Genomic DNA, 11,555 nt, shown 5'->3' with positions numbered 1-11,555 from the left:
GTGAGTTTATTTATTCCTACATATTTTTCACCAATTTCTCAATATTCAGAGATTTATAAAGCTGATAAAATAGTTTTTGAAACACAAGATAATTATCAAAAACAAAGCTATAGAAATAGATGCTACATTTATAATGGCAGTGGAAAACAGTTATTGAGTGTCCCTGTAAAACATAAAGTTACTACAGGTAGAAAAAAGACAATAGACACCTTAATAGAAAACGATTTTCCTTGGCAAGACCAGCATTTTAAATCACTACAAACTGCTTACAGAGTATCACCCTATTTTGAATTTTTTGAAGATGATATAGCTCCTATTTTTCATAAGAAATATAAATTTTTATTAGATTTAAATATTGATACTTTTCTTTTTGTTGCAGATGCATTACAGGTTTCTACAGAATTCTTAAAAACTGAAGAATATCATATAAATTCTACAGAAAAAGATTGTAGATTGTTGGCAGAAAGAAAACATCAACCAGAAAAATTAGTAGAAACCTACGTACAAATGTTTGATGAAAAACATGGATTTATTCCTAACCTATCTATTTTAGATTTACTTTTTATGGAAGGCCCTAATGCAATTAGCTATTTTTAATTTAAAAAAGCTGTATCTTTAAAAAAGTAAAACTATTTGACTTTTAATATTGAATATCCTCCAAAATTTTATTAAAAACATTGCTGATATAGATGATGTTTCTTCACAAAAACTTGTTGATCTAGCTACTATTGTCAATTTTAAAAAAAATGATGTTGTTGTTAGAGCTGGAGACTTACAAAGTAATTTTTACATACTTAGAAGTGGAATTATGAAATCTTATTATTTTGATAAAAATGGTAAAAGTCATATAAGAAATTTCTTTACAGCTATGTCAACAACTGGTGATATAGGAGCTCTGTTAACAAATAAACCAGCGAAATTATTTTACGATTGTTTTACAGATTGTGAACTTTATGCAATTAATTATAAGGAGTTTTTGGATATGGTTGATAAAGATCATGAATTCTGTAAAATGTTTTCTAAAGTGCTATCTAAAATTGTACTTATTTTTGAATCTAAGATTTATGATTTATCAGTTTTAAATGCAACTGAACGTTACTTAAAACTTAGGCAAGAACTACCAGATTTAGAAAAACTAGTTCCACAATATCATATCGCTTCTTATTTAAATATTACTCCAACACAACTTAGTAGAATACGTAAGGATATTGTTTTAAAGAATATATCATAAATTAAAATATTCTTAATTTTTCTATTTATTTACATATGTAAATGGACTTTACTTGAAATTATATTAATTTTAAAGTAAATAATGATATATTCCCCCAATTTCATTTATTCAAAAAAAGACTTATTTTTACGATAAGTCTTTTTTTATGCTCAAATTTAGTATACATTATTCCTTACATTTTATTTTTCCATTATTAATTTCTTTAGTTTTTTTGAATTCTAAATGGAAAAAAGTTTACTTAATTTTTTTATTATCAATGTTAGTAGATTTAGATCATTTATTGGCTAATCCTATTTTTCAAGAAAATAGATGTAGCATCAATTTTCATCCATTTCATTCTTATATAGCTATTGGTATTTACTTTGTAGGATTATTTTTTAGTAAAACTAGAATATTAGCTATAGCCTTACTTTTTCATATGCTTACAGACTTAATTGACTGTTATTTATAAAAACGTTGTGTAAGATTTTTTATTTCTGGTGATATATTAAGTTTTATTACCAAGAATAAATAAATAGGTATAATTAACAAACTCTTTAATGCTATATTAATAGCAGGGTGTATTGGAATTTTAAAAAAGTATACATCTGTAATTGGAAAATCCCAAAAATTAAATCCTAAATACAAACCCATAATGATGAGAAACATTTTTAATGTTTTATCTGTAAAAGGTGTTATTAAGAATTTTTTCTTCACAAAATATAATTTAAAAGTATTTGCAAAAAAGATAACTATTAGGGTTGCTAATGCAAGACCATCTGTTCCTAAATCTAATTCATAATAAAATAGTTTATTTAAAAAATAAACAGAAAAAGCCATAGTTAAACTTATAGGCAATGTTATTTTATAAAATCTAGAGTTATTAATTATAGCTCCATTATTTCCTAAAAAACCATTATACATTTTTAGAAAAGAAATCATAAAAACCACAAGCTCTCCACCTGCATAACTTTCTGGCAATAAATTAAATAATTGATGAACATTTGCATTTATCAAGACAAAAAAGAAACCACTAATCAATAATAAATTAATAGAACTTTTCTTATAAAGAGACCCAACTTCATGCAAGTTATCTTCATTTAAAGTCTTAGATGTTAAAGGTTGTAAAATGTTTAGCATAGCTCTACTTGGAGCTTCAATAAAAGAACCTATAAAGACAGCAACAGAATAATAAGCTGCTTTACTTATTTCTTCTTTACCAGGTATCATAAATTTATCTATATCTAAAATAATAGCACCTGCACTACCTGCTAAAATGATATAAAAAGAATATCTAATAATCTCATTAAAATTTTCTGGTAAAGAGAAGGTAAGCTTTGGAAAATACAAACGAAAAGCATAAATCATCATTACAAACATTCTTAAAAAATAGAATCCTGTTAGGTAATAAATAAATTCTGGTTTTGTAATCCATCCAAAATAAACTGCAAAAAGTAGTAACATAACTACTACTCTATTCCATAATTCTTTTAAAATATTACCAAAAACCGAGTGCAACTGTACTTTAGCCCAAGCATAAAAAACCTCAAAATAGGCACAAGTAAAAGCTACTAAATAGATAACAAATGTGTATTCTTTTATAATTGGGTTTTCTACAGACAAATAATTACTTAATTGTTCGTAAAATTCAACTCCTAAAAAACCTAATGGTATAGCAATTAATAGTGGCAAAAAAAGCACTGAAGACAAAAACTTATCTTGTTCTTTCTTTGTAAAATAGCTCGAAAAAAATTTAATAATTGTATGGTTTATGCCAAATGCTATTAAAGGCATTAATAAATTAGAGGTGGCTAATAAAAAAGTAACTAGACCATAATAGGTGTCTTCTAAAAATCGAGTATATAAAAACAATGTATTGATACCACCAACCAAAAAACCTAAATAGATAAATATGGTATTTTTAAAAGACTGCTTTAATACAATTCCCATATTACGAATTTAGACTTTTTAATAATTCTGATAACTGTTTCGTTAAATTTTTTCGATGATATTGATCTATGTTTTTAGCATCAACTTTTAAATTTCCTTTTTTATAATTGTTATATAAACGTAAAACTTCATTTGATAATAATAGTTCATCTGTATAACTAAAAACCTTACCTGTATTTGTATTATTTAAAATTTCTGATAAATCTCCTTTTGATGAACTCATTGCTAAAATGGGTCTATTGGCTGTTAAGTATTCAAATAATTTTCCTGTTAAAATACCTTCAGATTTTTCAATATTCGGAATTAACAATAGAAGTACTTGTGCTTTTTTCTGATATTCAATGGCTTTTTGATGAGACACATATCCTTCAAAAATCGTATTACTTTCTAAAGAAATAGATTTAATTTCTTTTTTTACTTCATCAGAAATATCACCAATAAATTTTAATTGTAAGTCATTTTTAAAGTCAGCATTTTTATTGCACAAATTTTTTAGTACTCTAAAAAACAAATTGGGATTACTTTGTTTTGGCAATAAGCCAATATAAGAAATCGTAAATTTTTTATCTAAAGTAATTTCTTCATTCTCTATTACTTCATTATCAAATCCGTTTGTTATGACTTCTACTCTACTTGCTTTTTTTTGAAATTCTTTTTGTAAAAATTTACTTACAGTTAAAATACAATCAGCATTTTTAAAAACAGTATTTTCTAATTTTAGATTCTTCTTTTTAGCAAAAGATAACTGTTTAAATTCTTTTTGATAATACAAATCTGACCATGGATCTCTAAAATCTGCAATCCATTTTATATTATATTTTATTTTAAGTTTTAGTGCAATTAAATGCATACTATGAGGAGGACCAGTACTAATAATTGCATCTATATTATTCTTTTTTAAATAGTTACTTAAGTAAGTGACAGAGTTTTTTACCCAAAAAATTTTTGGATCAGGAATAAAAAAATTACCTCTTATAAATGATAAAAAACCACTATTTGTACTATTAGAAATATCTTTTTTTTGTTTTGATTTACCTTTCCAAAACAGCAAATCAGTAGGCTCCCAAATAGGTTGTTTTAATACTTTTGTTCCTTCAGGAATTTCACTTAATAATGTTTTGTCTGTTTTTGGATAATTTGCATTATCAACAGTATAAACAATTGGTTCTATATTAAATTCTTGTAAATATTTTACAAATTTTAACCAACGTTGAACACCAGAACCACCTGCAGGAGGCCAATAATATGTTATAATTAATACTTTCAATCTAAAATTGTATCGTATAAATGTAACAGATTTTTAGAAGTCTGCTCCCAACAAAATGTATTTCTTACAAATTGTTTTCCATTTTCACCAAGTTGTTCTCTTAGATCTTCATCATGATATAATTTAAGAAGCTTTTCAGAAAAATCAATTACATTTCTATCTTCATGCACTAAACCTGAATTATTCTCTTCTATAAGCTCTTTCTGTGCAGTAGCATTGCTTACTAATAATGGCTTACCAAAACTCATGTACTGAAAAATTTTGTTTGCATAAGCAACATCATGTTGTAAATTTCTATGTAAAGGTGAAATACAAATATGACTAGCTAAAATATACGATTGAAATAAAGATACATCTTGCCAACCTTCGAAATCTACATAATGTTCAAGTGCTAAATCTTTAACTTGTTGTTTTAAAATAACGTCAGTAGTGTTTTTACCAACAATAACTAATTTAATATTAGATATTTCTTTTTTTAAATTATTGATACTTTCAATAGCAGTTTGTAAACCTCTTCTAATATGTGTATCACCTAAATATAAAATCACAAAATGATTAGCGTATTTGTTAATGATACTTTCATCTACTTTATAATCTTCAAAAAAAGATTTCCTTATGGTGTTAGGCACCAAAACAAAGTTTTCTTTTTGTTCAGGAATTCGATTTTGTAAATCTTTTATAAAATGAGGTGATACAGATATTATTTTATTTGACTTTAAAATAAATTCTTTTTCTTTCTCTTTCCATTTATTTGGAGAGATAATGTATTTCCCAGGAAATTTTTGAAGGTGAGGATACAACTTCATTACTTCTGGATAATTATCATGTAAATCTAAAACAATAGGTAAATTAAATTTTTTATTTGCTTTAAAAACAGCTTCAGCAATTTTAATATCATGAATATGAATAGCTTCTGGCTGTACTTTATTAAAAAAATGATGAATCTTTTGCTTCATCAAAATGGTATAAAAAGGTACAGTATAAGCTAAAGCTGATAGTTTATATTCTAGTTGATTAGATGGATATCTAACAATATGAATACCATTAATTATTTCTTCTTGTTTTTCTTTGGTATACGTTAAACTGAATAAGAAAACTTGATGACCAGCATTTACTAAAGTAACAGCTTCATTTTCTACTCTGGGATCAGGTGGAAATTTCGCATCAAGAATCATAGCAATTTTCATAATAAATAACAATGGTAGATTTATTGAATAACAAATTTAGAAAGAATTCTAGTAAGTATTACTATTAAATAAAGAAAGAGGCTTAAAGCCTCTTTCTCTTCTTTTATCACTACAATTATTTATATGGGGGGAAGTGCGTGACAATTTTTTCTAGAACTAAGGTAATTCTAATATTTCTTAGTTACTAAAAATTATACTTACTTTTTATAAAAAGCACGAACATATTTTAAAAATTAAAAAAGCTTTGTAATAAGTAATATAGTTTATAAATTGCTATCTATTATATTTATAATCCTTAAACAAAACATATATTGATACTATTAAATAAAAGGTTAATTTTTACAATAAGTGAAAAATATAAACTTAATAGGTACCCAATATTCTTAAATTATAAAGTAATCTTTTTAATTGTTTTACTTTTTTTCAGCAATTTTGATTTAATTGCACAAGAAAAAGAAAGTTTTTATTTAAAAAAAATTCAACAATTTACTAGTTCTAACAACGATAGTCTTCTTTATTATTCTAACAAACTTAAACGTTCAACAGATATTTGCAATAGAATTAAAGCCTTAAATTTTGAAGCTAAGGCTTATTACCAAATGAGTAATGTTAATAAAGCAGAATCTATTTTAAAAAATGTTTTAAAAGAGATAAATGATAATAATAGTGACTTAGTTTGTTTAAAAATGAATCATTTAAATACATTAAATAAACTTTTTTGGATTTATAAAAATAAGCGTTCTTACCAAAAAGCTTATGATGTAGCTATAGAAAGAAAAAAAATATCTGAATCTATAGAAAACAAAAACTATTATAATGCAATAAATAATTCTATAAATAACAATATTGCAATAATTAAAGATTTAATGGGTTTTCATGAAGAAGCTAGAAATATTTTGAAAAACAATTATAAAAGTCTTCCTGATATTTATAATAAACTAATTGAACAAAACTATTTTAAAGATGATATAAAAAAAGCTGGATATTATTTAACTTTAAACCAAACATCTACATTAAATTTAATTGGAGAAAGCTTTTTACAATCAAGTGATAATTATAAAAGTATATACTTAGATTCAGCAAGTTATTATTTTAAAGAATCTTTTAAAATTGCTAAAAATTTTGCCCCCCCACATAAAGATACTGAAACAGTATATCAATTAAGAGAAGCTGAAGTTTTAATAGCAAAACATCAATATAAAAAATCATTAGAATTAATAAATCAATATTCTAAAAATTCTAAAGAGTACAATACATATCAAAAAATTAATTCTTTAAAAGCTATTTGCTTTCAAAATCTAGAAGAAAAAGATTCAGCTGTAAAATACAGTAGAAAATTTTTAAATAATTTTAAAAAACAAAGAAATAATAAAGAAAGACTAATTGCTATTTATAATATTTTATCAAATTATTATTTTCAAACAGAACAAATAGATAGCGCACGTAAATATTCTGAATTAACAATCTCAGAATTAAATTTATTTAATAAAAATAAAACCTATGTAAATAAGGCTCATTATTTATATAATTACAATGATATTAATAAATTAAATGAAAAAATTCTAACAAATAAAAGAAATAAAAATTTATGGTTTTTAACTTTAGCTGTTTTTCTAATAGTGATTTTAAGTTATTTATTCTTTAACTATAAGAAAAAAATAAAAGAATCTTCTCTTAATAAAATTGAACAAGATATAATAAATGAAAAGAAAGATTATAACATAGATAAAATAACAGAAGACACTATTTTACAAGGTATTATTGAGTTTAAAAATTCAAAAGGATTTCTAGATAAAAACTTTACAATAAATGTGTTAGCTAAAAAACTAGGAACAAACACATCATATTTATCTTATATTTTTAATCAGAATTATAATCAATCTTTTAAACAGTTTATTACAAAATTAAGAATAGACTATTTAATTATAATTCTAAATGAAGACACTAAATACAAAAACTATACAATAAAAGCACTTGCAGAAGAAATAGGGTACACTAATGCTTCAGCATTTTCAAGAGCTTTTAAAAAATATATGGGAATAAATCCTTCAGATTATATTAAATCTTTAAACTAATTTTTTCTTCTTTTTTTCATCATACAATAACCAACCTGCAGAAACTAGAATAAGAATAATGTATGATATTAATGATATTAAACCTCCTTGTTGAATCACTTTTGGTTCAAACTTAAAAATTATGGTATGCTTTCCTTCAGGCACAATCATTCCTCTAAGTACATAATTTACTCTGTAATGAGGTACTAATTGTCCATCTATATAAGCATTCCAGCCATCTTTGTAAAATATTTCTGAAAATACAGCAAATTGCTTTTTAGTTGTTTTTGATTCGTAAGTAAGTTCTGTTACATCATATTTTTTTAGAGCTATAGTTGCTGTAGAATCTTTATCGAAAGTTAAATTTATTTTTTGATCTAACTGTCTATTATCTAAAACTGCTTCAAATTTTGTTTGTAAAGAATCTAAAGCCATCATTTCTTTATTTGCAGAATCTACCAATTTAATTTTACGAACAAACCAAGCATTACCATTTGCATATGGATTTAACTGTGCTTGTTTCTCGCCTTTATTATCAGCAACAATAAAGTATTTGGTATTTAGCATGTTTAAAACTTGCATGTTGTTTTTAGCAATTTGATACTCAAATAACTCACTATAACGTCCCATTTTTGCTGCATGATATCCTCCTATTGATTGGTGAAAGTAAGAAGTAGTACCATCTTGCATAGGGTTACCTACAAAATTACCAACTCTAAAATGAGTAGTATCTTGTAAAATTTGCTTGTCTACATTAGAAGCTACAAAAGGTTTATCTACTCTTCTAGAATTTGTAAAATCTTCTTGATTTACATATCTTTTATCTACAGAAATCAAATCGAATAAAACCAAAACCCCTAAACCTACTATTACTAGATTCTTTTTTAGTTTATCTTTTAGAAATAACCATAAAATTCCTCCAGTTAAAATTACAAGTACTAATGACCTAATTGTATCAGATAATAACATTGCTTTTCTATCAGCAATAACAGCATCAATTAAACCTACCAAATCTTTATAATTATTATCTCTTATACCTTCGAAAGTTGAAAAAACATGAGCAAGTACAAAACCTAAAACTATAACACCTCCAAAAGTAAACACAGCTTTTTCTAATGCTTTTCTTTTTTGAACATTATTTATTTCTTTAGAAAATAAATCTCTTAAAGCTAAAATTGCTAAAATTGGCACACAAAGTTCTGCGATAACTTGAATTGAAGATACTGCTCTAAACTTATTGTATAGAGGTATATAATCTATAAAAAAGTTAGTAATAACATCAAAATTTCTACCCCAACTTAATAAGATTGAAAATACTGTTGCAGCAACTAACCATTGCTTTAATTTTCCTTTTACTAAAAAAATACCAAGAAAAAAAAGAAAGAATATAACTGCACCTATATAAGCTGGTGCTTCAATTATGGTTTGATCTCCCCAATACGTAAGTACTTGTTTAGAATAATCATCTGCAACTTTTTTACCAGCTCTTTTTTCTATCAGTTTATAAAAATTAGAATCTTCACTCAACTCTTCAAAAGTTCCTCCTCCCATATATCTTGGGATAAAGAGATTAAACGTCTCTAATTTAGCATAGCTGTATTCTGTAATATAACTCTTATCTAAACCTGTAGTTTGTTTTTTTTCAGTTCTATCTGCGTTAATTGTTAATTCTGATTTACCTCTTGTACTAAAATCTGCATACTCTTTCATGGCCATTATTCTAGAAGAATTGGCTCCAATACCAAGAACAACAGCAGAAATTATGACTGCTGCTTTTTTTATAAATACAGTTAATTCATCATTTTTAATAGCATGTATAAGTTCAACTATACCTAATATTAATAAACAGAAACCTAAATAGTAAGTCATTTGAATATGGTTTACATAGATTTCTAAAGCCATTGCAAATCCTGTAACAATAAAGCCTAATACATATTTTTTTCTAAAAACCCATAAGACACCTGCTAAAACCAATGGCATATATGCTATAGCATGCGCTTTTGCATTGTGGCCTGGGATAAAAATGATAATCAAATACGTAGAAAAACCAAAAGCTAAAGAACCTAAAGTGGCTAACCTCCAATCTACTTTTAATGCCATCATTAAGACAAAAAAGCTTAAAAAATATAAAAAAGTATAATCTGCTGGTCTAGGTAAAAAGCGTAATGTTTTATCTATAACTCTTACAAAATCATTTGGGTAATATGCACTAATCTGATAAGCTGGCATTCCACTAAAAGAAGCGCCTGTCCAATATGGCTCTGCATTTTTATCTGCTCTATAATCATTAATTTCTTTAGCCATACCCTGAAATTGAGTAATATCTGACTGTGAAATTTTTTTACCTTTTAAAACTGGATGAAAGTATAAAAGCGATGCAAAAACAAATAGTACAGCAACCCCTAAGTATTTAAAAATATTTTCTTTTTTCATTATTTAATCAATTTCTTCATAATCTACATATTCACCAACAGAATTATTTGAGTTATTCTTATTTTTTGGTGCTTTATCTATTATAGTTTCTCCTTCTCTAACAGTGTGCTCTTGTTGGTAATTTCCAAACTGTTGCTCTGCTTTCTTTTTCATTGTATCTGCAACTTTATTAACTACATAAGGAGCGATTAATTTGGCAAGGAATTTAAAACCGTAATAAAAAAGTAATATAAAAAAGAGTGTTTTTAATAAACCCATGAAATAGTGTGTTAAAAAAATCAAGTAAAAGTAACAATTTGGCAACAATTGTAGCGTTAAGATTATATAAAACTTCAAAAGCTTTAAAAAAGTATAAGAAGCTTTTTAAAACAGCATTTTTATTATATGTTTGTTTATATATTTAAAAAACTAAATGCTTCTTTGGCAATGAAAAACATAATAGTTAAGCTTTTATTTTCTTTTTTTCTTTTAAGTTTTTCATCTGTTTTTTCTCAATATACAGAGGTTATAAATTCAAATAAACCAGGTTTTTCTGAAAGTCCTTATAGTGTAGGCTCTGGAGTTTATCAATTTGAAAGTAATTTATTTTTTAGAAATACTTCTATAGAACCTACATTTTCTAGACCTCAATCTTTTGGTTTAGATTTTTTATTTAGAACTAGTTTTTTATCTGAAAAACTAGAGCTAAATGCTCAATTGGCCTATCAAAGAGATAAAGTAGCTTTTAAAAATATTTTTACAAGTCATTATTTTAGCACTGGGCTAAGCAGATTTACAATTGGCGCTAAATACTTAATTTTTCAACAAGAATATGAAGATAAAAGTAAAGAAGTTAGAAGTTGGAAAAGAAGAATGGCATTTGATAAAAAAAGATTAATTCCTTCTGTTGCTATCTATGCTGGTTTAAACACAGATTTTTTAAGTGACATTCACAAAAAAGGAAGTATTTCTCCTAAAGTTGGTGTTTTATTACAAAACAATTTAAGCAACAATTTTAATATTATTACAAATGTTTATTATGACAATATTGGAACTGATTTTTCTGAATATTCTTTTATTGTAACTAGTACCTATAATTACAATGTAAGATGGTCATCATTTGTAGAAAATCAAACTATATTTCAACAAAACAAAACTATATCAAATTTTGGTGGAGGCTTAGCTTATTTATACAATAGAAATTTACAAATAAATTCTTCTTTACGTTTCTTATTAGAAGGGCAAGCACAAGGTTATTATTTATCTTTAGGAGTTTCTTACAGAATAGACAAACATATAGATAAGTTTACATTATTAGACGATAATGGTAATGAAATTAGAGACACACCTATCAATAAATTTAATAAAAAACAAAAAGGATTCTTTAATAGACTTTTTAGTATTTTTACGAAAAAAGGAAGCCAAAATAAATCTCGTAAAAGAGTAAAACGAAAAAGGAAAAATTAAATTCCGAC

General features: G+C 25.3%; 10 protein-coding genes. 5 read left to right on the top strand and 5 right to left on the bottom strand.

The features are described 5' to 3' along the window. The 3 genes from ACFOWD_RS13050 to ACFOWD_RS13040 all read left to right on the top strand — a co-directional run bounded on the left by ACFOWD_RS13050 (window position 1) and on the right by ACFOWD_RS13040 (window position 1,682). Window positions 1-597 carry a WbqC family protein gene (locus tag ACFOWD_RS13050; protein ID WP_377411289.1) on the top strand — a complete coding sequence of 199 codons (597 nt, stop codon included), beginning with the start codon at window positions 1-3 and terminating at the stop codon, window positions 595-597. A 49-nt stretch (window positions 598-646) separates the two neighbouring features. Then, the gene (locus tag ACFOWD_RS13045; RefSeq protein WP_377411286.1) at window positions 647-1,231 is read left to right on the top strand and encodes a Crp/Fnr family transcriptional regulator; all 585 of its coding nucleotides are present in this window, start codon (window positions 647-649) and stop codon (window positions 1,229-1,231) included. Window positions 1,232-1,376: 145 nt separating this feature from the next. Beyond that, the gene (locus ACFOWD_RS13040) at window positions 1,377-1,682 is read left to right on the top strand and encodes a DUF6122 family protein (RefSeq protein WP_377411283.1); all 306 of its coding nucleotides are present in this window, start codon (window positions 1,377-1,379) and stop codon (window positions 1,680-1,682) included. On the opposite strand, the gene ACFOWD_RS13035 is transcribed toward ACFOWD_RS13040, so the two are convergent. Genes ACFOWD_RS13035 through ACFOWD_RS13025 form a run of 3 tightly spaced genes read right to left on the bottom strand, consistent with a single transcriptional unit; the run spans window position 1,673 to window position 5,614 of the window. Continuing rightward, window positions 1,673-3,160, bottom strand: a complete 1,488-nt coding sequence (locus ACFOWD_RS13035) for a lipopolysaccharide biosynthesis protein (protein WP_377411280.1) — start codon at window positions 3,158-3,160, stop codon at window positions 1,673-1,675. The two genes, ACFOWD_RS13040 and ACFOWD_RS13035, sit on opposite strands and share 10 nt — an antisense overlap. A 1-nt stretch (window position 3,161) precedes the next feature. Then, entirely contained in the window at window positions 3,162-4,427 is a 1,266-nt protein-coding gene (locus ACFOWD_RS13030) for a glycosyltransferase family 4 protein (protein ID WP_377411277.1), read from the bottom strand. Then, window positions 4,424-5,614, bottom strand: coding sequence for a glycosyltransferase family 4 protein (locus tag ACFOWD_RS13025; protein ID WP_377411275.1), 1,191 nt, complete (start codon window positions 5,612-5,614; stop codon window positions 4,424-4,426). The genes ACFOWD_RS13030 and ACFOWD_RS13025 overlap by 4 nt, the downstream gene beginning before the upstream one ends. Before the next feature lie 311 nt (window positions 5,615-5,925). Here ACFOWD_RS13025 and ACFOWD_RS13020 point away from each other — a divergent pair, with 311 nt between their 5' ends. After that, window positions 5,926-7,689: a helix-turn-helix domain-containing protein gene (locus ACFOWD_RS13020; RefSeq protein WP_377411272.1), complete on the top strand. Its 1,764-nt coding sequence runs from the start codon at window positions 5,926-5,928 to the stop codon at window positions 7,687-7,689. Here the strand turns inward: ACFOWD_RS13020 and ACFOWD_RS13015 are convergent. Both ACFOWD_RS13015 and ACFOWD_RS13010 read right to left on the bottom strand, forming a co-directional pair. Then, window positions 7,681-10,101, bottom strand: a complete 2,421-nt coding sequence (locus tag ACFOWD_RS13015; protein ID WP_377411270.1) for a YfhO family protein — start codon at window positions 10,099-10,101, stop codon at window positions 7,681-7,683. The genes ACFOWD_RS13020 and ACFOWD_RS13015 overlap by 9 nt on opposite strands. A gap of 3 nt (window positions 10,102-10,104) precedes the next feature. Continuing rightward, window positions 10,105-10,359, bottom strand: a complete 255-nt coding sequence (locus tag ACFOWD_RS13010; RefSeq protein ID WP_298994047.1) for a DUF4834 family protein — start codon at window positions 10,357-10,359, stop codon at window positions 10,105-10,107. 168 nt (window positions 10,360-10,527) lie between these two features. Here ACFOWD_RS13010 and ACFOWD_RS13005 point away from each other — a divergent pair, with 168 nt between their 5' ends. Next, complete coding sequence (locus ACFOWD_RS13005; RefSeq protein ID WP_298994049.1) at window positions 10,528-11,547, top strand: transporter; 1,020 nt, start codon at window positions 10,528-10,530, stop codon at window positions 11,545-11,547. The last annotated feature ends 8 nt before the right edge of the window (window positions 11,548-11,555 follow it).

Origin of the sequence: Polaribacter marinivivus, assembly GCF_042651285.1 — a bacterium.
Taxonomy (GTDB): domain Bacteria; phylum Bacteroidota; class Bacteroidia; order Flavobacteriales; family Flavobacteriaceae; genus Polaribacter; species Polaribacter marinivivus.
This window is presented reverse-complemented; position numbering and strand designations above follow the sequence as displayed.

Bases quoted from the DNA above. Each gene is read 5' to 3' on its own strand.
- ACFOWD_RS13035 (WP_377411280.1), bottom strand. From the start codon at position 3,160: ATGGGAATTGTATTAAAGCAGTCTTTTAAAAATACCATATTTATCTAT.
- ACFOWD_RS13005 (WP_298994049.1), top strand. From the start codon at position 10,528: ATGAAAAACATAATAGTTAAGCTTTTATTTTCTTTTTTTCTTTTAAGT.
- ACFOWD_RS13015 (WP_377411270.1), bottom strand. From the start codon at position 10,101: ATGAAAAAAGAAAATATTTTTAAATACTTAGGGGTTGCTGTACTATTT.
- ACFOWD_RS13010 (WP_298994047.1), bottom strand. From the start codon at position 10,359: ATGGGTTTATTAAAAACACTCTTTTTTATATTACTTTTTTATTACGGT.
- ACFOWD_RS13040 (WP_377411283.1), top strand. From the start codon at position 1,377: ATGCTCAAATTTAGTATACATTATTCCTTACATTTTATTTTTCCATTA.
- ACFOWD_RS13025 (WP_377411275.1), bottom strand. From the start codon at position 5,614: ATGAAAATTGCTATGATTCTTGATGCGAAATTTCCACCTGATCCCAGA.